Source organism: Flavobacterium sp. P21 (assembly GCF_050632225.1).
GTDB lineage: Bacteria > Bacteroidota > Bacteroidia > Flavobacteriales > Flavobacteriaceae > Flavobacterium.
Window position 1 is genome coordinate 4,384,579 of record NZ_CP192585.1, and the last position, 24,476, is coordinate 4,409,054.

The following is a 24,476-nucleotide window of genomic DNA, read 5'->3' on the forward strand; positions in this document are numbered from 1 at the left end:
ACAACATAATGAAATACAGAATAGAAAAAGACACCATGGGCGAAGTTCAAGTCCCAGCCGATAAATATTGGGGTGCCCAAACAGAACGTTCCCGAAACAATTTTAAAATAGGAAACCCAGCCTCAATGCCAAAAGAAATCATTGAAGGTTTTGCCTATCTTAAAAAAGCGTGACTTATGCCAATTACGACTTAGGCGTTTTGCCAATTGAAAAAAGAGACGCCATTGCTACAGTTTGCGACGAAATATTGGCAGGACAATTAGACGATCAGTTTCCGTTGGTAATTTGGCAAACGGGCTCTGGAACACAAAGCAATATGAATGTCAATGAAGTAATTGCCAACCGTGCGCAAGTTTTGAAAGGTTTCGAAATTGGTGAAGGTGAACAATTCATAAAAGCAAATGACGATGTAAACAAATCACAATCGTCAAATGATACTTTTCCAACCGGAATGCATATTGCCGCTTACAAGATGGTAGTAGAAACCACTATTCCAGGAGTTGAAAAACTGCACGCAACTTTAGTAAAAAAAGCAACCGAATTTAAATATGTCGTTAAAATTGGCCGTACACACTTAATGGATGCGACACCCTTGACACTCGGACAAGAAATTTCTGGCTATCGTTGCTCAATTGGCATTCGGGTTAAAAGCTTTAAAAAATACTTTAGCACATTTATCTGAAATCGCTTTAGGCGGAACCGCTGTCGGAACAGGATTAAATACTCCAAAAGGCTACGACGTAAAAGTAGCTGAATATATTGCAAAATTCACCAATCATCCTTTTGTAACAGCAGAAAACAAATTTGAAGCTTTGGTCGCGCATGACGCAATCGTAGAAACACATGGAGCATTAAAACAATTGGCCATTTCATTAAATAAAATAGCAAATGATGTGAGAATGCTGGCCTCAGGTCCACGCTCTGGAATTGGCGAAATTCATATTCCTGAAAACGAACCAGGATCATCAATAATGCCAGGAAAAGTAAACCCAACACAATGCGAAGCTTTGACAATGGTTTGCGCTCAAGTTATTGGAAATGACATGGCAATTGCCGTTGGCGGTATGCAAGGGCATTATGAATTAAATGTTTTTAAACCTGTTATGGCGACCAACTTTTTACAATCGGCTAGATTGTTAGGTGATGCCTGTGTATCATTTGACGAACATTGCGCGCAGGGAATTGAACCAAATTATAAACGCATTAAAGAATTGGTAGATAATTCATTAATGTTGGTTACGGCTTTAAACACCAAAATCGGTTACTACAAAGTCGCTGAAATTGCTCAAACAGCCCACAAAAATGGAACAACTTTAAAAGAAGAAGCTGTTCGTTTAGGCTATGTTTCAGCCGAAGATTTTGATGCTTGGGTAAAACCGGAAGAGATGGTATAATTTTAAATTATGAATTAGGAATTATGAGTTATGAGTCAACTTTCTAAATCTAAATCTTTTAAATCAAAAAGGTAAAAGCAACTTACGCTTTTACCTTTTTGATTTTTATTAAAAGTAGGAACTCATAATTCCTAACTCATAACTCATAACTTATTTTCCGTCGACGTAATCCTGTAAATAACTAAATCGCTCCGTCAGTTTTCCGTTTTCGGTGATTTTGGCGCGTTTTAGAATTCCGTCTTTATCTCCGTTGAAGAAAGCCGGAATTACATGTTCCATAAATTGTTCTCCAAAACCTTCGCTTGCATCTTTCGGGATTTCGCAAGGCAAATTATCAACCGCCATTACTGCAACCGCAGACTGGATGAAAGAAATCTACTTCTCTATCTTCTAAAGGAAAATAACCATATAAAGGTTCTGCGATTGTTGAGGAACGAACTGTACAGGCAATTGGTCCATTTACATCGCATGAAATATCAGCTACAACTTTCAATTTACAATCGCTTGCGTTCAGCATTTCTTTCGTCAAAATCATTGGAGCATTATTGGCATGAAAATGCCCCGCAAAATAAATATCAGACACTTTCGTAAATCTTTCAAAATCTGATTCATATTCTTCTGGATGAGTAACAAAATCTACAAAATCCAAAACTTGCCCGTCTTTTCTTTTGTTGTATTCTAAAACATCCAATTGCACATAAACCGCTTGTGCATATTTTTTAGTCAAATAATTGTCAATCGTAATTTCTTTAACTTTTATAGCGTCCAAAATTTCTTTTGCCCCGCTCCCAACCTTTCCAGTTCCTGTAACAACAAATTTCAAAGCTGGCATTGTAATGCGTTTTAAATGCTTGATCAAATCCTCCTTTCCTGAAAGTGTTTCCGCTTTTGGAAGCTTGAACAATTCAAATTTGATTCCGAAAGCTCTAATTCCGTTGTAAACACCAACCATTCCAGCGTATTTTCCGAAACCAATCAAACGATGGTCATGCTCATTTACAATGGTTTCATGATCATACAAATCTATTTTCTTTTCCAAAATCGCTTGAAGTAATTTTCGGTTATGAGGTTGTTTTTTTATCGTATGTGAAAAAAGAAATAGGCTTTGTTTGGAATTAAATTTTCAACAGGAACCTCTTTTACTCCAAATAAGACATCGCAGTCAGAAACATCATCCGTTACGGTTATACCCATACTTTTATATTGAAGATCCGAAAAAATCCTTATATCTGAACTCTCCACTTCTACTACAGCATCATGATACTGTTGTTTCAATTTTGCTAATGCATCTGGAGCAAATACTACACGGCGATCTGGTGGGTTTTTTCTTTCTTTTATAATTCCAAATTTCATTTATATAAGTTTAAAGCTTTTAATAATATAACTTTTTACATCGTATTTGTTTCAAATATAACAAATTTCGTTAAAGTTTTGTTCAAAAATTACAATTTAGAATATTTAAAAACCGTTGAACGCTGAATAACAATCGACTAACTAAAATTTTAGTTAAAATTATGTTAACACAACCTTTTTGAGTTGCCAAAATTTCAAAAACATAAATATTGAATTCTATATATTTGTTTTTAAAGAATGATGAAAATGAGTTTCCTTAAAATGACAAAGATACCACAAATACTTTTCCTAATTTTAGTTTTAAGTTCATGTGGCAATGATAAAAAGACGAGTATTGATCCAGCTTCAGTAGTTGAAGATACCATGCCGAAGATGAAGCCATTAGGGCCAGAAAAAAGACTTTCACAAGCATATATAAATTCCGTACAAGGTAGAATTAATCACTTTTATAATAAAAATTGGCCAAATAACAGTATGAATGGAAGTTTCTTGGTAGCAAGAAACGGGCAAATTATTTTTGAAAGATATAATGGCTACGCCAACAAAAACGAAGGCACAAAAATCACTGCCGAAACTCCTGTACAAATTGCATCGGTAAGCAAAGTTTTGACTGCCACTGCGGTTTTAAAATTAGTTAATGCTGGAAAACTTGATTTGGACCAAAAAGTCAATACGATTTTAAAAACCTTTCCCTACGAAGATTGTACAGTTCGAATGCTTTTGAGCCATCGCACCGGAATGCGTAATTACGCTTATTTCACAGATCATGATAAATCGGTTTGGGACCGACATAATCAATTGACAAACAAAGATATTCTTGATATTTTGGCAACAAAAGACATTGGTCTTGAAGCAAAAACCGGAACTCGTTTTGGCTATTGCAACACCAATTATGCAATGCTGGCGCTTATTATCGAAAAAATCACGGGTTTAAAATACAAAGAAGCAATGTCTGAAATGATTTTCAAACCGCTTGGAATGACGCATACGTATGTTTTTGATGATGACAAAGACAGAAAAAAATCGTTCCTTCATATAAAGGAAATGGAGCAGAAATTGGTTTCGACTATTTGGATAATGTTTACGGAGACAAAAATGTTTTTTCAACTGTCCGAGATCTTTTAAAATTTGACCGCGCCAGACAATCGCCAGACTTTTTAAAACCAGCTTTGTTAAAACAAGTTTATACAGGTTACAGCAACGAACGCAAAGGAACTAAAAACTACGGTCTTGGAATCAGAATGATTAATTGGGAAACAGGACAGAATTTTTATTTCCATAATGGTTGGTGGCACGGAAATACTTCATCTTACATTACTTTGATGAAAGAAAATGTGACCATAATTGCGCTATCAAACAAAATGACTAGAAATACTTATGCGGTTCGCAAACTAGCTCCTATTTTTGGCGATTATCCATTTAATTTCAAAGACGAAGAGTAAAACTAATAGTCATAAAGTCGAAAGTCAAAAGTTGTAAAGTCTTAAAAACATTTGCCAATGTTGACTTTGGCATTTCTGACTTACAAATTTTTCTGAAAATTTTAAGTGAAAGTAATTTCAAATAGTATAAATTTGCAGACTTATTTTTTGGGGTCGACTGGTTTTGACAGCAAGTCGAATTGAACAGTAAGCACGTCGAGCATTGAGACCTTGCTCGTAAATATAAGATCTCGAACTTTTACACGGCGAAAATAATTACGCTTTAGCCGCTTAATCCGAATCATAGTACGATTGCGCCACGTCTCTACAAGGTAGGGAAGCTGGATTCTCCTGGAAAGCCTTGGTTTGTGGCGTTCCGTTCAGGGGAACCGTAAAAATAAACCTAGATTTCTATGAGCTTCGGGTAGATTTCGAAAATTAAGAAGATAAGTGTTGGGTGGTTGTTTCTGGCCTAGCTCAACATCGAAAATCCAATCAGGAAATAAGCGTGTAGAAAGCTCTTTAGTTGCTTGTTTGGACCCGGGTTCGATTCCCGGCGACTCCACAGAAAAGGGAAGATATTTAACATATCTTCCCTTTTTTCATTTAATTCCCAATATCAATCAAAAGAAGATCAGCAGATAACCTACTATCGACAAGCTTCAAAATTAGTTTTAAACTTGAATTCAAAATTTAGTTACAACATTCATTACTTGTTAAAATCTTCAATTTCACTCCTTTAAAAAAATCAAATTCAGTAAAAAACCTCCTACAACTTGGGGAAATATACCCTTGTTTCAATTGTTCCGGACTTTTAATTTAGCTGTACAATTCATGGCCAGAATTTAATTCGGAGTAAGTCGAAAATCCAAGAAAGAGTAGACGTAATTTTATTACTAATAAAATGGAAACTTTAGAAGAACAATTCAAAAACATACATCTTCTTGATCGAGATGAGCGTTTAAGATTACTCAGTAAAATAGATATAATTCGCCCGGAAATCCTGAAACCTTTTTTCCTGGACGATGGCTTTGGAAACGCTGTAATCTAAAAGTTTTAGTTGTAACAGATGGTTTGGATTTTGGTACAGGAGCATTTGGATTATCTGAATTTTTAACCACTTTTAATGAACTGCAAAGAACCACCTGGTATAATTACCAAATAACACTTGGTCAAAAAAGATCTACCCCCTTCTCGAATCCTAATCCATTGGTTGTAGCGACTATTCCAAATTTTAATTTTGCTTCAAGTGTAACGCTTAATAATTTTGACCAAGTGTGGTTATTTGGTATCGATTCAGGATCAGGTTTACCAACTGATGAATTAGCCGCAGTTGAAGCTTATATGAATAATGGTGGCGGATTATTTGCCACAGGTGATCATGGGACTTTAGGTTCAGCTCTGTGCAGTAATATTCCAAGAGTAAAAGACATGAGACATTGGGCTGATTTCGGAGCAAATGAAGTAGGCATGACCCAACCACGCAGAAATGACACAAACCGACCAAAAGCAGGTGATGCAACTTCTCTGTATTTTGATAACCAATCAGACAACATTCCTCAAAATATTTCCGTAAGAATATTTGGCACAGGCCTTCCACATCCTTTACTATCCATCAAAAAAAGTATCAGACCATCTGGATTGATAGATATTATGCCAGATCACCCGCATGAAGGTGAATGCAAGCCTGAAACATCATTTACAGTTAATGGGATCACGGTTGCTACTCAAAATATTGCAACATCTCATGTTTTAGGAGGCAAGCACTACTGGAGGTGGCGGAAAATCGCTAACTATTCCACATTCCTTTTCTTCTATTGCTGTATGGGATGGCCGTTTGGCAAAAGTGGGCCGCATTGTAGTCGATTCAACCTGGCATCATTTTGTAAATGTTAATCTAAATGGTTCCGAATCTTATTTCAACGGAGATGACAGACCCGGTTTACAATCTGGTTTAACCACGGCCGATTTTAAAGTTATTAGACAATATTATATGAATATTGCGCTTTGGATTACCAAAAACAAAGCATTTATATGTCTGAGAAGATATATATGGTACTACCTTTTAAAAGATTCACAACTTATAGAAGCAAGTTTGAATTACCCACTTGAAAAAAGAGAAAATATTTCAATTGCAGATTTAAACAGTATTGGAGCTTTGGCAGAAGAAATTCTATCTGAAAAATATAGCCCGTCATTTGCCAGAGATTTTTTAATTGAAGCTCTTGAACCCATAAATCCAAATCTGGCTTATAAATTGAACATTTGGAAACCTGATAATCCGGAAGAAATTAGAAAAAAGACGACAAATACTATCAACCTTGGGTAAACTTGGATTTTATATTACATACTGCAATCGGAGCTGGATTTATTGCTTTAAGAGATGATAAAACTATTTCTGATGAAAATGCAAATGAAAAAGATTTGGATAGTATAATCGATGTTTTCAATAGAGGAGCACAATTTGGTTTTGATAAATCTGTAAAAAATCTCGGGACAAGCATTAGCTCTTTAACCAATGAATTAAATATCAGACTTTAAACAATAATCTATTTATAGAAAATAAGTTTTTTTATCTATTTAAGTATTGCTTTAAAATCTACGACACTACCAAAAGACCTAATAAACTGTCTCATCCTGAAATATCATAAATCAAAAAGCCTGACAAAAATTCAACATTTTCATCAGGCTTTTTACTTACTTTTAAAAATTTTCTCATCAATATTTCCACACCAAAACATCAGCCGTTTTTATAGACTGAGTTCCAAAGATAATTTTTGCATCTTTTGGCAAATTAAAGTTATAAGGCTTATCAGAATAATTAACTGCTATTCCGAAACCGTCGCGATAATCGACCATTACACCTTCTGGATAATCTTCTATAGGTGTGTTTTGCTGTTTGTATAATTTTCTGATTACTTGTTTTTCTAAGTCGCCATTTTTCGAATCTGTACCAACGTATGTCACGGTTCCTTTTCCTAATTTATGCGAAACGACAGATGCTGTACCTGCATAAAAATCACCTTGATAAGTTGCCCAGATTTCTGTTACTTTATCTGGTTTTAATAAATCGCCCCAACTTGTCCACCCAAATTCTTGATTTTCAAATTTAATAGCACCAGGGGAATGAGGCATTAATAAATCATAGGATTCTATTTGAGATCCTATCAAACTCCAAATAGGCTCATAAAATTTTGCCTCCCAAAGATGTCCTTGGCGGTTTTGGATTCCAGATCGGCAACTCATGATTAAATTTCCTCCATTTTTTGCATACAAGGTTAATTTATCGATCATTTTTTGGTCAATCATTTGATATGCCGGCACGATCAAAAACGGATATCTTGAAAAATCTGTTGTATCTCTGACAAAATCAACTGGCGCACCAATTGACTTTGAAGCTTTATAATATTTTAAAAAGTGATTAATCGTATTCCATTCTTTGGTTTGCTTATTTAAGTCAATCCCCATCACATTATCTGGATTGAACAAAATTCCGGTTTTGCGTTTTAGATAGTAGTCTGGTAATTCTGCCTTTGCGTTATAGTTTTTTCGAAGTGTTTCTATTTCTTTTATAAATTGGCTGAATTCCAGTCCGCCCGGTGTTGGCGTTACGCCATCTGTACCAACGATACCATAGTGATACTGTTCATAACCATACAAAGGAGCACGGAAACGATACGTACATTCGAATTTACTGCCTCCTGCAAAAACATGCCACAGCCACATTCGAACACTGCCTGGCAAAGGTTGTGGATTAATACTTCCCCAGTTTACTTGCCCCGGCTGTAATTCCATACAACCATACATTCCTTTAAGCGGTCTGAAAAAATCATTAGCCATTCCGATAGCGGCGTAATCTCCCAAACGATATCCATTTTTTCCTATCCCTAAACTTCCGCCATAAACCATATAACGAGTGTAGCAATCAAAATCAAATTCTCTGCTCATACCAATAAAACTCTCATCATAAGCAGGTCTGTAGTTAGAAGTAATCCATTGATCCTTGCTTACATATTTGCGAATGACTGCGGCTTGAGAATCCAGAAAAGTTGCAGTTTCCTCATCAGCAAATCTGTAATGATCCAATTGTGAATGCAAATTCATTCCCCATTCTTTATGCAAAGGAATATTTATTTGACTGAAATCAGAATAAATACCACTCCAAAAACTATTGCCCCAAGCTTTATTAAGAGTGTCGATATTCTGATATTTTTCCTTTAGCCAATTGCGGTAACGTTGTTGTGCGTCTGCGCCATAATCCAGAAAGCGTGCTGGTTCATTGTCGATCTGCCAACCTATGATATTTTTGTTATTTCCATATTTTTTTACTAATTGCTCAACCATTTTTAAAGCATAACTTCTATAGTAATTGCTCGAAAATGAGGCGTGTTGTCTAGAACCGTGATCACTTCTGGTCCCATCCTCATACGTAACAAGTACATCAGGATGCTTGCGCACGAGCCATACCGGAGGCGTAGCTGTAGAAGTACACATCACAATTTTTAGTTTGTATTTTGTCGCAATTGCAACTGCTTTATCAAGCCATTTAAAATCATAAACTCCTTCTTCTGGTTCCAACTGTGCCCAAGCAAATTCTGCAAAATGAGTAAACTCAAAACCCATTTCTGCAATTTTTTTCAAATCTCGATCCCATTGGCTTTCATCCCAATGCTCGGGATAATAATAAACTCCAACGGTAGTCAGATCTTTTTTGGAAAGTACTTATCAAACTTTTGAGCATTTGCTCCGATACAAACCATTGCAATCAAAAAAGTTAGCATGGACTTTTTGAATATTTTTCTTTTTATAATCTGCTTCATTTTTTTTGGATTTATATTTCTATTTACAACACAAAACTAAAGTGTTAAACATACACTTATTTTTGATTAAGAGCAAATTTACTTTATTAAAAATGTAGTCGAGAAACTAGGCTGAACAATTTACTTGCGGGATTGCGGAATACTTTTTATTGTAAGTTCTGTTGCGCCGCAATCTTATGCATCATTAAAAACAAAACTTAAATAAATACGATTAAAAAAATCAAAAAGCCTGAAAATTTAGTTTTTCAGGCTTTTTACTTTCCAATATATTAAGCTATAGGCGTATAAAATTTATTTTACATCAAACCAAAGTTTCGTCGTCAGCAAATCTTTATTGGCTATATATGCAACTAAATTAGAAAGAGAAAATTCAATCAGGAAATAAGCATGCAGAAAGCTCTTTAGTTGCTTGTTTGAACCCGAGTTCGATTCTCGGTGACTCTACAGAAAGGGAAGATATCGAACACCTTCCCTTCTTATTTAATTCTCAAAAACATTCATCTTTACATTCTAAAACGCTGTTATTCTAATTATTTAAACAAAAACAGCTTACTGATAAATTAAAAACATTAAAAAACTACAACTTAAAAAAATGTTCAACAGATTTGATTTTTTCGCACATTTGAATCTCCATCACCCGATTTATTCTTTTGTTTTTCCTTAAGCCTCTTTTACTCTAATGTTCGTCTATCGTGAAACATATAAACCACTCAATTAAAACATCTTCCCTCCATCTAAATAACTTTCTTCTTCCTGTTTTTTTTAACAACTTAAAATTCCCTTACTTTCATTATTATTCATTATCTATTTTCAGAATACCATTTAAACTGGTCGCTCATCAACAGTGATTAATTTTTATTGGCCATCAAAAGCAATACCTAACTGCAAACAGGTATTTTTACTTATACTGCTATGTAACTTAATTGATATTTTTGAAACATAACTTTAAATTTTATAAACCTCAATATCTATAGCATGAAAAAAAAACAGGTAACTAATAGTGAAATAACAGAGATTCTAGCTACTACTTCTAAACCTACCGCTTATACAGGTCAGTCTTTTCCATTTACAGACTTAGATGATAGAATTTTTGAGATCATGTTGTACCAAATTTTTCAATTAAGAATAGAAACAAAAGATTCAAGTTTAAACGATAAGTTTGATGGAATAGCTTTGATGCAAGGCATTGGAGAAAGAGGTAGAGATTGTATTTTAACTAAAAATGGCAAGAATGTAGGTTTAATTCAATGTAAACAAATTAATAAAAATATAACCAAACCTGAAGTTCTAAAAGAAATTCTAAAGTTTGTTTTACATTATGTTAATGATAAAAGTTTAATATCAAATTTAAATAATTTCACTTATTACTTAGCTGTATCTAAAGGCCTGGCTGAAACTTCAATCATATTAATTAGTAATTTCAATAAGAACTTTAAATCAGAAGATATTAAACAATATTGCGAAGAATTAATTTCACGATATACTTCATTGAAAACCATTAATTATGATGATAAAAAAAATGAAATATATAAGATACTGGAGAAAATTGAAATAAAAAGTATCGTCCCTCCTGATTTGACACGTTATCTCTATGAGCACGATTCTTTGCTCAAACAATTCTTTAGGGTATTAACAATGACAGATAATGCACTTTTAGAAGGTATAATTGATACTTATCTATCACCTATTTTAAACAAAATTATACCTAAAAAAGATAGAGAGAATAAAGATTTTACATTTAGATTTAAAGAATATGTCCATAGAGTATATTCCAACTATTCTTCTTCACGAACTCTAGTCTTTGGAAATCAACAAAAAAATTAGAAGATTTTTACTATCCATTAAATTTAGAGTGCAAAATGGAAGATGCAAATTCTAAACCATTAAAAATATGCACTTTAAAATATGAGGATGATTTTCTTCCTCAATTTAAAAAAGTTGTAATTGTTGATAATGGTGGAATGGGAAAATCCACTATTATGAAATGGCTATTTCTCAATGTAATAAAGTACAAAAAAGGAATACCAATATTCATCGAACTTCGAAAATTAAAAAACAAAAAGAGTATTATTGAAGAAATTATTTCAGAACTAAATCCAATTGACAAAAAGCTGGAGGTCGATCTAGTAACTAAATTAATTGCACAAGGTAACTTTATTTTCTTTTTTGATGGGTATGATGAAATTTCAGAAGCAGACAGAGAATTTGTCACTACTGATTTACAAAGCTTTATATCTAAATCTTCAAATAACCTATTTTTATTAACCTCTAGACCAGAAACAGCCCTAAATACGTTTAGCGACTTCAAAGAGTTTAAAATAAAAAAAATGGTAAAAACAGAGGCGTTTGAATTAATTAAAAAAATAGGCAATAACAGTGAGAAATCATTAAGATTAATACAAAAGCTAAAGGAAAATGGTTTTGAAAATATTGATGATTTTTTGCAAAGCCCCTTATTAGTATCTCTCTTATATAAAAAATTTGAACATAGAGAAAACATTCCATTGCAACTACAAGAATTTTATTATGATGTATTTGAAGCTTTATACCAAGATCACGATTTAACGAAAGGAGAAAGTTTTGTTAGAAATAAAAAAACAAAACTAAGCTTTAATGACTTTTTTCAAGTTTTAAGAGAATTAGCATTTTATACTTTTAAAAAAGAAGAAATTGAATACAACGACGCTGTTCTACATAGATACCTTGATGAAATTTCAAAAAGATTACCTCACATTAAATTCAAGTTTAATGATTTAGCTGAAGACTTAGTCAAATCTGTACCATTATTTAACAAGGAAGGACTGCAATATAAATGGTCACATAAATCTTTTCAAGAATACTTTGCGGCAGAATATATCTGTAGAGATTCTAAAGAAATGCAAATTAGTATATTAAATCAGATGTATAATAGTTCTAAATCTGAAAAGTATTCCTTTATCTTTAAACTGTGTTATGATATTGATTTTAAACCTTTCAGGGAAGCGGTTCTTGTTCCTTATCTAAATGAGTTTGTTAAGCATTTTGAAAATTCCTTTGACTTTTTACAAGATTTGCCAAACATAAATATTGATGAATTGTTTTTAAGAAAGCTTATAACTTTTAATAAGTCATATTTAATAATTACAAATAAAAATATTGAAATTACAAATTCGATTTACGAAAAAATAAAAAATGAAGATTTTTTTAATAGTAAAAAAATAGAAAATTTACCAGATTTTATGGCTGACGGATACAGAATAACAATAGTCGTATTTTCAACAAATTATATAATTATTGGTTCAAAAAAGAATTCAGATTTACTAGACCTCCTGATTGAGAAAAAAGTGATTTATTATCAACTTTTAAAAATGAATATGGAGTATACAAAAAAGAAAACCTAGATTCAAAAAAAGAGTTGCCTGAAACTGTTATCATTAATTTACTAAGTAATTTTTCAAACGAAACATCTGAAAAATTAGCATTTTTTAATAAGATTATTATCTCAAATTCTATAGAAAAAGGTAATCAATATTTGGATATTGCTAAAAGTAAAAAATTTTTAAAAGCTTATACGGATGAGTTATCACTTCTTAGCAATGAATATTTTCAAGGCTTTTAGATAATAAGTAGATCTCTCCCGTTGGCGCGAGAATCTTGCTCTTGAAACACAAACCAAAAAAGCCTGATAAAAATTCAACATTTTCATCAGGCTTTTTACTTTCCAATATATTTAGCTATCGGCGTATAAAATTTATTTTACATCAAACCAAAGTTTCGTAGTCAACAAATCTTTTCCTTGATTGGCAACTGCCGCTTTATAGCTGTCTCCGTTTAAGGATTGTTCAGTTCCTGGATAAAAGAAACGAGAAGGAATTTGTCCGTCTAAAACTGTCGCTGGACCTGCTTTCAGAACCGGATAATCCAATCTTCTCCATTCTGTAAAAGCATCAAGACCTTGTCCGTAGAAAGCAATCCATTTTTGTGTACCAATTGATTTAGCATAATTTGAAGCATCATATTTTACTGTTGCCTGATTTAGATAATTCGAAATCGCAGTTACATCCGTAATTCCAAATTGAGTGAACGAAGCCGTAATGGCATTTTTATAATATTGTTCAGCATCTCCAGAAATATAACCACGAGCTACAGCCTCGGCAAGATTGAACAACGTTTCCGAATAAGAAGCAATTACTGCCGGCGATGTCGAAGTCAAAAAGTACGTTCCCGGTTTTGAGGTTTTGGCAAAACCTTGGCTATTGGCATCACTGTTTGATAATCCGTTTGCTCCTCCAACATATTTGCCTACGCTTGCATCAGATGGCAATTGCGCATAAACTGGCAAACGCGGATCTGATAATTCATATAATTTATCCACCATTGTTTTCGAAATTCGGAAATCATCACGAGTTTCAAACCAAGCCGAAGCTGGATTTTGTTGAGGCGAACTGATGTAAGTGAATTTAAAAGTATCGGCATTACTGCTAATTAATCCGCCTGCATCGCTTGTGGCATCAATTGCCGCTTGTTTTGCCAAAGCTGGTTCTCTATCGGAAATTCTTAATGCAATTCTCAAACGAAGTGAATTCACAAATTTTTTCCATTTTGCAATATCGCCTTTGTACACCAAGTCACCCGTTACCGCACCATTTGCGGCGCTTAACTGAGACTGCGCTAATTTTAAGTCTTCAAGTAATCCCACATAAACTTCTTTTTGCGTATTATACGCCGGTGTCACTTTTAAGCCTGCTTCTTTATATGGAATATTTCCATAAGCATCTGTCAATAACAAAAATGTCCACGAACGCAATGTCAACGCAATACCTTTATAATTTGAGTTTGCTTGATCTGCCGGGAAATTAATAATTGTATTCAAATCTGTTACCAATGTCGCGTATCCCGTATTCCATAAAGAAGTGAATGACGTATTTGAAACATCATATCGATCCGGTTCTGTATATTGAATTTTAGCCCAATGTTGCACGAACAATAAAGACGAGTTAAAGTTATTTCCATCTCCCCAATACAAATCGGCTCCTTGTTTCAAAGATCCCGTTAATAAATAAGGCGCTAATGGCGTTTCGGTTGCATTTGGATTTTTATTGATATCATCCAAAGTATCATCATTGCAAGAGCTCAGCGTCAATGCAAATAGTGTAATATATAATAGTTTTTTCAGCATGATTCCGAGTTTTTAAAATTTAAGATTAACGTTAAGGCTAAAATTTCTGGTTGTAGGCAAGGCTAAACTTTCTAATCCTTGTGCATTTCCAGTATTGAAAGCTGTTTCAGGATCAATGTTTGGCACATCTTTGTAAATAAACAATAAGTTACGTCCCGCGACAGTAATGCTTGCTCCATCTAATCCTAATTTCTTAACTAATTTTTTATCAACATTATAAGTCAATCTTACTTCTCTAAGTTTTACATAAGTCGAACTGTAGATGTAAGCTTCGCTGATATTGTATGAAGCTTTGTAATATTCCTGCGCGCTGATTACTTTATTGTTTGGCGTTCCGTCAGCAAATACGCCTCCGAAAATCATTCCGTCATCATAAACTGTTACACCGCCCGGAGCAACTCCGCCAGTTACCAATGTTTTTGGGTTAGAAGTATTGTTTCCTGGATAATAGTAGCTCAATCCGCCATTTTCAGCACCACGGCCCGGAAGCGTTTGAGCCAATACACCTGTATAATTACCTGTTCTGTTTGTTCCAGAGAAAAGCTCACCTCCTACACTTGCATCAACAAGAACCGAAAGCTCAAGATTTTTGTATGTAAATGTATTCGTAGCACCTGCCAAATAATCCGGAGTATAATGCCCTAAAACTCTCTTTGTCGGATCTGCTTTTGGCAATCCGTTTGATCCTACTACGATATTTCCGTTTGCATCGCGCTCGTAAGCTGTTCCGTAAAGCGCGCCGTATGCTTGCCCAACTGATGCCAATACATCAACACCTCCTGATGAACCAATAGTATAGTTTTGGATTTTTTGATCGTAATCCAAAATTTCAACTTTGCTTGTATTCTTAGAATAATTTACGCCAATATTCCATTTGAAATCTTTCGTTTGAATTGGAGTTCCGTCCAACTGAATTTCAATACCATGATTGTTTATTTTTCCGGCATTGATTAATTGCGAATTATAACCGCTTGAAGCTGTTGTTTTGATTTCCAAAATCTGATCAAAACTGTCCGTATTATAATAAGTCGCATCAAAACGCAATCTGTTTTTCCAGAAAGTCGCTTCTAAACCAACTTCGCTTGAACGCGTAGTTTCTGGTTTCAAATTCTCATTCAATTTTTTCTGAGAAGAAGTCTGAATCGGATTTCCGTCAAACGCAGTTTGGAAATTGTAAACTGTCGATAATTGGTACGGATCAGCATCGTTTCCTACTTCAGACCAACCTCCACGTACTTTTAAGAAATCAAGTGTATTGCTTTTGATTTTCAAAGCATCAGTCAACACAACACTACCATTGATAGACGGATAGAAATAAGAACGGTTATTGCTTGGCAATGTCGATGACCAGTCATTACGAGCGGTAACATTCAAAAACGCATAATTTCTGAAACCCAATTGCGCCGAAGCATAAGCACTATATACTCTCAAGCGAGAATAAGAATTTGATGAAGTCAACGGATCGCGAGAATTCGTCAGCGTATATAAATCCGGCACAGCCAAACGCGGCGCTTTTTGATAATTGTTTGCATCACTGTGGTTACGAACGTTGAATCCGGCAAGCGCATCCAAACTAAAATCGTCATTCAGGTTTTTTGTATATTGAAAAATACCTTCTGTATTTCTTTCATTTACTGTGTAAGCATCTTCTGCATACGATCCGAAAGGCGTTCCGTTTGTGCCATACTTAATCGTATATTTTCTTCTATCATTATAATAATCAGTTCCTGTACGGAATCTAAAATTAAGTCCGTCTATAATTTTTGCATCTAAATGAATATCTCCAATCAAGCGGTTACGTTGCTGACTTGTGGTATTGTAATACGCATTCCAATACGGATTGCTATAATAGCTGTTGTTCCAGTTTCTAGTCCAATCATTTTGAAGATCATTGATGTCAACTTGGCGTCCGAACCAAAGAAACTGCAACATCACGCCCGTCGCACGTCCGCCTGAAGGTCCACCTGGAAGCTGTGGCGCATCAGTAACGATATAATTGGCATTCACACCAACTTTTACGTTTTTAGAGATTTGGTAATTTGTGTTAATCGTAAAATTGGTTTTGTTTATTTCACTGTTTGGTACAGTTCCCAACTGTTTTTGATTGTTCACTCCTAAACGAAAATCTGATTTATCATCTGATTTGGCTACCGAAACACTATTGTCATAAGTAAGTCCTGTATTGAAGAAATCTTTTACGTTATTAGGATGCGCTACAAACGGAACTGCTTGCCCATTTGAATAAAATTGCGGAATAAGTTGTCCATTTAATCTTGGGCCCCAGCTTTCATCAACTCCATCATTGACACCGCCTCCTTTACCATCTACATAACTGAATTTTCCGTTTGAACCTTGTCCATATGAATTTTGAAAAGCTGGCAAAGTGCTCACTTGCGAAATCGTAATCCCCGAATTTACGCTGATTCCTAAACCTTTTTGACCTTTTCCAGATTTTGTCGTAATCAAAACAACACCATGTGCCGCACGCGATCCGTAAAGCGCAGTACGCGTTAGGACCTTTCAATACCGTCAATGTCTCAATATCCTGCGGATTCAAATCGGCAATTGCATTTCTGAAATCACGAGTTGCGCCTCCAAAATTCAGTTGCGAATTATCAACAGGAACTCCGTCAACAACAAATAACGGCTGGTTGTTACCTGCGATAGAAGTTTCTCCACGAATAATAATAGGCGAAGATCCCATATCTCCTTGTGAATTCGTAATACGAACCCCCGCTAATTTACCTGTAAGGCTGTTTAAGAAATTCGTTTCCTTTGTATTCGCGAGTTCTTTTCCTTTAAGCGATTGAGTAGTATATCCTAACGATTTCTTTTCTTTTGTAATTCCAAGCGCTGTAACAACAACTTCTGACAATGCATTTTGTTCTTGTTCAAGAGCTATGACAACTGCATTTTTTTGAACAACAACTTCCGTTTTTTTATACCCTAAATAACTTATTATTAATGTATATGGAAATTTTTGTCCGGTTTGGAAGAAAAACTTACCATCTAAATCGGTTACTACTCCGTGGGTTGTTCCTTTAATGTTTACCGAAGCCCCAATAACAGGCTCTTTTGTAACTGCATCAACTACTGTTCCTTCTAGTTTTGACTGGATTAACGGTTTCGTCTCTTGTGCCTTAACTCCTATGGAAATCAAGAAAATACACAACAGAATATATCTATTTAATTTTTTTTCATTACTTTGTTTTAGTTTAATAAAAAGGTGAGCCGAAAACAGATTTATTCCATTTTCGCTTTCCTTCTAGAGATGACAATTTCTTTAAGCTTCACCATTTCTGCCGCAACAGAAATGGTTTTTTCTTTTTATCTGCAACACATTCGTTTTTTCATTTCTTTTTTAATTTTGGATTAGTATTTATCTGGCTTATATCAAATTAAATCCTCTCTCACCAAGATTCTTTTGATTAAAATTTTACGTAAATTCAGAGTAAAGATTTTAGCGAAGACTATTTTAAAACCAAAAATGCCCAGAAATCTTGTGCTCTAACAAATAATCTGTAGTTTTATATTTTTAAACTCTACTAATTTGATAGAACAAAAGTAAATTAAAATAACGAACTTAAAAATTTTAAGAGTTCTTTTTGAAAAAAAATGTTAACTACGAAAAGCATTTTTATATAATTCACTAAAAACAAGAAAGTTAATAAAACGAAGAAAATTCCCTTCATATCGGAATTTTCTTAAAACAAAAACATTAAACAATACGTTTGATTGAATTTTCCATTTCAATTTTAAAGGAATAAAGTTCCGAAATCGAAATAGTTATTCCTTTTATAATAACCGTGTTTTAAACACATAAAAAGTATCACAATAAAGACCAAAAGTGAACGATTTTACTCCTCCTTTTTCAGCATTTTTCTCTAACTTTGCGTTCATCATTTTAAAATAGGTGATGCAAAATAAACTTTGTTTTTCTGCAAAACACTGAATAAAAAAGCATTAGAGCTTTTATCCTTATTTTTTTGCGACAAACATTCTTCTAATAATTTAGTTAATTAAAAACTATGAACAAATTTGATTTTGGAATTGTAGGATTAGGTGTAATGGGCCGAAACTTACTTTTAAATATTGCCAGTCATAATTTTGTTACCGCAGGTTTAGATTTAGACACAGAAAAAGTCAATTCTCTTCAGCAAGAAGCCGATGCAAACCAAACTATTGAAGCCACTACAGATGTAAAACATTTTGTCGAGCTTATTCAACAGCCAAGAGCGATTATGTTATTGGTTCCTGCGGGAAAACCTGTTGACAGTGCAATTGCAAGCTTACTTCCTCATTTAGATAAAGGAGATATTATTATTGATGGCGGAAATACTTATTTCACGGATACTGACAGACGATTTTTAGAATTATCTGAAAAAGGAATCCACTTTTTCGGAATGGGAATTTCTGGAGGTGAAAAAGGAGCACGTTTAGGTCCTGCTATGATGCCAGGCGGTGACCAAAAAGCTTATGAAAGACTTCGTCCTATTTTTGAAGCAATCGCGACTAAAGTAGATGGCGTACCTTGTGTAGAATATTTAGGGAACGGTTCTGCTGGAAACTATGTTAAAATGGTTCACAACGGAATTGAATACGGAATCATGCAGTTGATTTCTGAAGTTTATGACCTTATGAAAAGAGGTTATAATTTGGATGATGAAACGATTCAGAAGACTTTTGCTGAGTGGAACCAAACCGATGATTTAAGATCGTATTTAATTGAAATTACCGGAAACATCTTAAAACAAAAAGATGAAGATGGAACGCAATTAATCAACAAAATCTCTGATTGGGCACGATCTAAAGGTACTGGAAAATGGACTTCACAAAATGCAATGGATTTACAAGTTCCGGTTCCAACAATCGATGCGGCGGTTAACATGCGCGATATGTCGAAAACAAAACCGGAAAGAATTGAAGTCGCTACAAAATTAGTTTGGAACGCTGGTGAAACAATTGTTTCTCAAAGCGAAGCTATTGTCGCTTTAAAATCGGCTATGTATTTTTCTATTGTTGTGACCTACGCTCAAGGTTTAGCGCAACTTCACACCGCTTCTAAAGAATATAATTACGGATTGAATTTAGAAACTGTTGCTAAAATCTGGCGTGGCGGATGTATTATTCGTGCGACAATTTTAGAAGATTTCAGAAAAGCATATGTTACAAAAGCAGATTTGCCAAACTTGCTTTTAGATGGTGGAATTGCTTCAAAATTAGTAGAAAACCAATCAGGAATGAGAGCTGTGATTCAGTTTGCAGTTCAAAAAGGATTACCAGTTTCAGGATTAATGAACTCGTTAGCTTATTTTGACGCTTACCGTTCTGCTAATCTTCCAACCAATTTAATTCAGGCACAACGTGATTATTTTGGAGCGCATACTTATGAACGTATAGACAAAGAAGGCGTTTTCCACACGCAATGGGCTGAATAAGCAACTTAAAGCAACACAACTACACACAATGACTAAAAATAAACTAAAGAATCCAACAATCATTGTCATTTTTGGAGGAACCGGAGATTTGGCAAAGAGAAAGCTCTTTCCCGCATTTCAAAATCTGTACCTTGACGGACGTATGTCTGAAAAGTTTCAGATTATCGCTCTTGGAAGAGCGGAAAAAACCAATGAAGATTTTCGCGCTTATGTAGCAGAAAATCTAGGTCTTTTTTCAAGAAAAAAGGAATTGATGATCCAGAAACAGAAAAATTCCTTTCTCATATAACCTATCATAGTTTAGATATTGACAAAGAAGAATCTTACGTTGGATTAAATGAAAAAATTGAAGGTTTTGACAAATCTTTTGGAGAACGTGCCAATCGTCTTTTCTATCTTTCGATTACACCTTCTTTCATTTCAACAATTTCAAGCAATATCAAGAAAATCGGACTTGCGGCAAATCCAAAGCAAGACCGAATTATTATCGAGAAACCTTTTGGTTACGATAAAACTTCGGCAATTGCACTTAATGAAATGCTTTCACAGACTTTCAAAGAAGAACAGATTTATAGAATTGATCACTATTTAGGAAAAGAAACAGTTCAGAATATTTTAGCTTTCCGTTTTGGAAATTCAATGTTTGAACCTTTATGGAGCCGAAATTTTATTGATTTTGTCCAAATTACTGTTGCAGAAGAAGTCGGCGTTGAAGAACGAGGCGGATTCTACGAAGGCGTTGGTGCATTAAAAGATATGATTCAGAATCACTTGCTTCAGATTTTGTGTATGACAGCTATGGAAGCACCTGCATCATTAAATGCAGATGACATTCGTAACCGAAAAGCAGATGTTTTGAAATCAATCCGTCGCATCAAACCAGAAGAAGTTGATCATTATATTGTACGTGGCCAATATGGTCCTGGCGAAATAAAAGGAGTTCCAGTTCCAGGGTACCGTCAAGACAAAGGCATTGCTCCCGATTCGCTAACAGAAACCTATGTGGCAATGAAGATTTATTTGGACAACTGGAGATGGCAAGGAATTCCGTTTTATTTGCGTTCAGGAAAAAGAATGGAAGAAAAACAATCTTCAATCATTATTCAGTTTAAGCCAGTGCCGCATTCTTCATTTTCTTATGGAAAAGAAGGAATGACACCAAACCGATTGATTATCAACATTCAGCCTGCAATGGATATTAAGTTGCAGTTTATGACCAAGAAACCAGGTTTATCAATGGCATTACGTCCAGCTGAAATGGTTTTTGATTATTTTGCATGTTCTACAATGTCCCCAGAAGCTTATGAAACCTTATTGGCAGATGCTTTAGCGGGCGACCCTACCCTTTTCATGCGTTGGGATCAGGTGGAAGAAGCTTGGGATGCAATTGATACAATTCAGCAAGTTTGGAAAACAACCGCTCCTAAAAATTTCCCAAATTACAAAGCAGGAAGCTGGGGACCAGAAGAAGCCGACGAATTGTTAGCGCGTCAAGGCCACAAATGGATCCCGAATACACAAACAAAAGAAGAAGTTTTAAATGATACAGATTTACAATAATACAGAAGAAATTAATACTACAGCGGCAGATCTTTTTGTAGCATCTGCGCAAAAAGCTATTGCGAGCAAAAGGCCAATTCACTGCTGTTCTTACAGGAGGTTCTTCTCCTGCAGGAATTTACAAGTTATTAGCTTCTGATGATTATAAAAATAAAATCGACTGGAGCAAAGTTTATATTTTTTGGGGCGATGAAAGATGGGTTCCGCTAAACGATGATTTGAGCAATGCTAAAATGTCCTATGCAACTTTATTAAGCCACGTTCCTATTCCGCAGGAAAATATTTTTGAAATGTACAAAGATGGCGTTACTCCTGAAGAATACGCCGCAACTTACGAACAATCTGTAAGATCAGTTTTAGGTGAAGAAGGAAAATTCGACCTGATTTTATTAGGTATGGGAGATGACGGACATACTGCGTCTCTTTTCCCAGGTGAAGCTGTTTTAGCAGAGCAAACAAAATGGGTCGACGCTTATTATTTAGCGCCACAGAAAATGTATCGCATCACGCTTACTGCGCCGTTAATCAACAAAGCAGAAAAAATTGTTGTCGTAGCTTTTGGCGAGAAAAAACGCACGCTTTAAAAGAAGTTACAAAAGGCGAATACAATCCAACTCTATATCCAATGCAATTGATCAAACCAGTTTCTGGAGAAATATTGTTTTTGGTGGATAAAGCGTACTGCAGGAACGAATTAATTTTTGATTCAAAATAACTTATAAAAATCGTAATCATTAATTTTCAGATGATTACGATTTTTTTTATTTCACTGATTTTCAGCAACTAAACATTTTATTCTAATAAAAAGTTTAATTATATTTACTTGATGGATGAACTGAAAAAACATATCGCGGAAATTACTCCAATAACCGATGAAGAATTTGAATATATCAAAACGTTCTTCAAAGAGAAAAAGTAAAAAAACACCAGTATCTGCTTCAAGATGGTGATAAAGTGACTTCTGAATATTGGATTGTCAAAGGTATTTTTCGCGCTTTCCATATTGATAAAGACGGAAAAGAACATATTTTGCAATTTGCTCTTGAAAATTGGTGGCTTTCAGATTATAATGCCTTCTTCAACGAAAAAGAATCAAACATCAATATTGTTTGCATGGATGATGCCGAAGTTTTATGCCTCTCACTTTCTGGTCGGGAACAATTGGCATCGGAACTTCATAAAATGGAACATTTTTTCAGAATGAAATTGACCAGCGGTTATTCAGCACAGCAAAGAAGAATTATTTCACTTCTTTCAAACAATCCGAAAAAACGATATGAGGAATTTGCCAGCCTTTATCCAAACATAATGCAAAAAATTCCAAAAAAATATATAGCCGAATATTTAGGCGTTAGCCGAGAAACTTTAAGCCGTCTATACTCTTCTACTACTAGCCGAGATTAACAAAACGCAAGCGTGATTTTTATCGCGCTTTTTTTAGCCCAAATTCAACAGCAAAAAATCATTCTTAACCAAAGTCAATGATTTTAAAGATGCTGTCAATCTACTTTTGCCCCGTAATCAATTATTTATCAGGCTTTTTTTAAAAGTGTGATTTGAATCACAGTTTTAAAGTGAGTTCGATCAACCGCTAGGTTTCAAACTTGACGGAACTTTGTCTCAGATCAAAAGCTAATTATTTCGCTTAAAAATTATTAACTGAAAACATTCAATAATTAAAAAAATAAGAATCATGAAAACAACTGCTTTTAAATCCATTAACAAAAAAATTATCGCTTCGATAAATGTGCTCGTACTTATGACAACCGCGGCAAAAGCTCAAAATTCAGTACACGTAAAAACAAAGGTTTTGAATGAAACAATTTCAAAAATGACCCAATATGAAGTGAAAGAAAGTGAAGTGACTTCATTTCGCAAAATACTTTCAGATTATGTTATTAATGCCATCGCTTCAAAAGAAAATATTATGGCTGAAGCTTTCTACGAAGAAAAGAAACCAAACGTATTATGGTTGATCGAAAGATGGAACAACAAAAATGAATTAGAAAAATTCGGCAAAAAATCAGAGGCAAAATCTTTGGCAACATTGACTGAAAAATCGCTTTTAAAACCTCTTAAAACATATTATATAAAAGATCTTGAACCGCTGACAAAAGAGCAATGGCGCAAAACAGCAAAAAAGGAAGACAGCCAACTGGTTATAATGTTATTTGTTGATGCTAAAAAAGGAACACAGCAAAATTTTAAAGATACATACCATATCGCAATGCCTCAATTTAGAAGCGAGCCAGGAGTTGTAACCTATCAGCTTTCTGAAATTGAAGGAGATGACACACAATTTGTTACTTACGAAAAATTCAGAAGCAATGATGCTTTTCAATATCATCTCAACTTTCCTCCTATCAAACCCGTAATCGAATATTTGGAAACCAGCATAAAAACCCAACCTTTTCAAAACGGCTTGCATAATCTAATCGAATTTGCACCAATGACAAGAGAATAATTAGAAAAATAAAATCATAAAAAACAATTATCAACATTTTAAAAAATTAGAAATCATGAAAAATTTAAAACAAGTTATCGCGAGCAGGTTTAGTGGGCACAGCATTAAATGCAGAAGCTCAAATTAATCACGAATTAAATGTTATGAATCAATTAGCAACTCCATCACATGTGTCTGTGATGCCCGTTTCACAATTATTGAATGCACCAGGAAATGAAGCCTTAAGAGATTTCTTTTTACTCCGGTAAAAGACAAAACTGTTTTGAAGGGCAAAAAAATCGCTGTATTGGGCGCGGATGGCTTTGAAGAAATCGAACTTACTGGACCAGTTTGGTATTTCAGAGAACTTGGTGCTCAAGTTGACATCATCGCGCCAAAATTCAATCTAGCACCAGCAAGATACGGATTGAGCACACCTGAAATGGCAAAAACGCATATTATGGCCATTCAATATTTACAACCTGTTGGCTGGATCAAATTTGACCGAACTGCAGATCAAATTAAAGTAAGTGATTATGATGCCGTATTCATTCCGGGTGGTGCTTGGAATCCAGATAACCTTCGTTATGACAAAGATGTGATCAAATTCATTCAGGATTTTAATAAATCTGGAAAACTAATTGCGGCGATATGTCACGCGCCAGTGGTTTTGGCTTCTGCCGATATTCTTAAAGGACGAAAACTTACTGGATATTGGAACATTCAAAGTGATCTTAAAAACGCCGGCGGAATAGTTTCTGATCAACCTGTTGTTGTTGATTCAAACATTATTACAAGCAGACACCCAATCGATGTAGCCGATTTTTCTAAAGCTGTAGAAAGCTGGTTGGCTAAAAAATAATTCAAAAAAATAACGGAAGGTGAAATT

The 24,476-nt window shown here is 34.5% G+C and carries 15 protein-coding genes, 1 other RNA gene and 5 pseudogenes; 16 read left to right on the forward strand and 5 right to left on the reverse strand.

Annotation, left to right across the window (positions count from 1 at the left end):
* Window positions 1-8 precede the first annotated feature (8 nt).
* Window positions 9-1,394, forward strand: a pseudogene (fumC, locus tag ACQ9BO_RS22000) (class II fumarate hydratase).
* A gap of 150 nt (window positions 1,395-1,544) precedes the next feature.
* On the opposite strand, the pseudogene ACQ9BO_RS22005 reads toward fumC, so the two are convergent.
* A pseudogene (locus tag ACQ9BO_RS22005) lies at window positions 1,545-2,747 on the reverse strand (NAD(P)-dependent oxidoreductase).
* A 240-nt stretch (window positions 2,748-2,987) separates the two neighbouring features.
* Between ACQ9BO_RS22005 and ACQ9BO_RS22010 the strand changes: the two are divergent.
* The 5 genes and pseudogenes from ACQ9BO_RS22010 (at window position 2,988) to ACQ9BO_RS22030 (ending at window position 6,709) form a co-directional block, all read left to right on the forward strand.
* Window positions 2,988-4,189, forward strand: a pseudogene (locus ACQ9BO_RS22010) (serine hydrolase domain-containing protein).
* A gap of 149 nt (window positions 4,190-4,338) precedes the next feature.
* Window positions 4,339-4,736, forward strand: a transfer-messenger RNA (tmRNA) gene (gene ssrA / locus ACQ9BO_RS22015).
* Between the two features lie 506 nt (window positions 4,737-5,242).
* On the forward strand, window positions 5,243-6,064 hold the full coding sequence (locus tag ACQ9BO_RS22020) for a hypothetical protein (RefSeq protein ID WP_431242478.1): 822 nt from the start codon (window positions 5,243-5,245) through the stop codon (window positions 6,062-6,064).
* A complete protein-coding gene (locus tag ACQ9BO_RS22025) occupies window positions 6,015-6,497 on the forward strand; it encodes a hypothetical protein (RefSeq protein WP_431242479.1) in 483 nt (160 codons plus the stop codon). The genes ACQ9BO_RS22020 and ACQ9BO_RS22025 overlap by 50 nt, the downstream gene beginning before the upstream one ends.
* 2 nt (window positions 6,498-6,499) lie before the next feature.
* On the forward strand, window positions 6,500-6,709 hold the full coding sequence (locus ACQ9BO_RS22030) for a hypothetical protein (protein WP_431242480.1): 210 nt from the start codon (window positions 6,500-6,502) through the stop codon (window positions 6,707-6,709).
* Window positions 6,710-6,886: 177 nt separating this feature from the next.
* Here the strand turns inward: ACQ9BO_RS22030 and ACQ9BO_RS22035 are convergent, their stop codons facing one another.
* A complete protein-coding gene (locus tag ACQ9BO_RS22035; protein ID WP_431242481.1) occupies window positions 6,887-8,809 on the reverse strand; it encodes a beta-galactosidase in 1,923 nt (640 codons plus the stop codon).
* 1,154 nt (window positions 8,810-9,963) lie between these two features.
* On the opposite strand from ACQ9BO_RS22035, the gene ACQ9BO_RS22040 reads away from it, so the two are divergent.
* From ACQ9BO_RS22040 to ACQ9BO_RS22050, 3 genes are read left to right on the forward strand one after another with little or no spacing between them, the layout of a single operon-like run.
* The gene (locus ACQ9BO_RS22040) at window positions 9,964-10,812 is read left to right on the forward strand and encodes a hypothetical protein (RefSeq protein WP_431242482.1); all 849 of its coding nucleotides are present in this window, start codon (window positions 9,964-9,966) and stop codon (window positions 10,810-10,812) included.
* 35 nt (window positions 10,813-10,847) lie between these two features.
* Entirely contained in the window at window positions 10,848-12,368 is a 1,521-nt protein-coding gene (locus ACQ9BO_RS22045) for an NACHT domain-containing protein (RefSeq protein ID WP_431242483.1), read from the forward strand.
* A gap of 14 nt (window positions 12,369-12,382) precedes the next feature.
* Window positions 12,383-12,586: a hypothetical protein gene (locus tag ACQ9BO_RS22050; protein WP_431242484.1), complete on the forward strand. Its 204-nt coding sequence runs from the start codon at window positions 12,383-12,385 to the stop codon at window positions 12,584-12,586.
* 132 nt (window positions 12,587-12,718) lie between these two features.
* Here ACQ9BO_RS22050 and ACQ9BO_RS22055 read toward each other — a convergent pair whose 3' ends face one another.
* The 3 genes and pseudogenes from ACQ9BO_RS22055 to ACQ9BO_RS22065 all read right to left on the reverse strand — a co-directional run.
* Window positions 12,719-14,146 carry a SusD/RagB family nutrient-binding outer membrane lipoprotein gene (locus tag ACQ9BO_RS22055; RefSeq protein WP_431242485.1) on the reverse strand — a complete coding sequence of 476 codons (1,428 nt, stop codon included), beginning with the start codon at window positions 14,144-14,146 and terminating at the stop codon, window positions 12,719-12,721.
* Between the two features lie 12 nt (window positions 14,147-14,158).
* Window positions 14,159-16,612 (reverse strand): SusC/RagA family TonB-linked outer membrane protein, encoded by a 2,454-nt coding sequence (locus tag ACQ9BO_RS22060; RefSeq protein WP_431242486.1) that lies wholly within the window; start codon window positions 16,610-16,612, stop codon window positions 14,159-14,161.
* Between the two features lie 100 nt (window positions 16,613-16,712).
* Window positions 16,713-17,318: pseudogene (locus ACQ9BO_RS22065) on the reverse strand (carboxypeptidase-like regulatory domain-containing protein); the annotation flags it as partial.
* 856 nt (window positions 17,319-18,174) lie between these two features.
* Here ACQ9BO_RS22065 and gndA point away from each other — a divergent pair.
* The 7 genes and pseudogenes from gndA to ACQ9BO_RS22100 all read left to right on the forward strand — a co-directional run bounded on the left by gndA (window position 18,175) and on the right by ACQ9BO_RS22100 (window position 24,449).
* Window positions 18,175-19,584, forward strand: coding sequence for an NADP-dependent phosphogluconate dehydrogenase (gndA, locus tag ACQ9BO_RS22070; protein WP_431242487.1), 1,410 nt, complete (start codon window positions 18,175-18,177; stop codon window positions 19,582-19,584).
* Window positions 19,585-19,612: 28 nt separating this feature from the next.
* Window positions 19,613-21,144: pseudogene (gene zwf / locus ACQ9BO_RS22075) on the forward strand (glucose-6-phosphate dehydrogenase).
* Window positions 21,145-21,203: 59 nt separating this feature from the next.
* Entirely contained in the window at window positions 21,204-21,728 is a 525-nt protein-coding gene (gene pgl, locus ACQ9BO_RS22080; protein WP_431242488.1) for a 6-phosphogluconolactonase, read from the forward strand.
* 370 nt (window positions 21,729-22,098) lie between these two features.
* Window positions 22,099-22,548 (forward strand): Crp/Fnr family transcriptional regulator, encoded by a 450-nt coding sequence (locus tag ACQ9BO_RS22085; protein WP_431242489.1) that lies wholly within the window; start codon window positions 22,099-22,101, stop codon window positions 22,546-22,548.
* Between the two features lie 289 nt (window positions 22,549-22,837).
* Window positions 22,838-23,608: a putative quinol monooxygenase gene (locus ACQ9BO_RS22090; RefSeq protein WP_431242490.1), complete on the forward strand. Its 771-nt coding sequence runs from the start codon at window positions 22,838-22,840 to the stop codon at window positions 23,606-23,608.
* A 92-nt stretch (window positions 23,609-23,700) separates the two neighbouring features.
* A complete protein-coding gene (locus ACQ9BO_RS22095) occupies window positions 23,701-23,856 on the forward strand; it encodes a hypothetical protein (protein ID WP_431242491.1) in 156 nt (51 codons plus the stop codon).
* Between the two features lie 14 nt (window positions 23,857-23,870).
* A complete protein-coding gene (locus ACQ9BO_RS22100) occupies window positions 23,871-24,449 on the forward strand; it encodes a DJ-1/PfpI/YhbO family deglycase/protease (protein ID WP_431242492.1) in 579 nt (192 codons plus the stop codon).
* The last annotated feature ends 27 nt before the right edge of the window (window positions 24,450-24,476 follow it).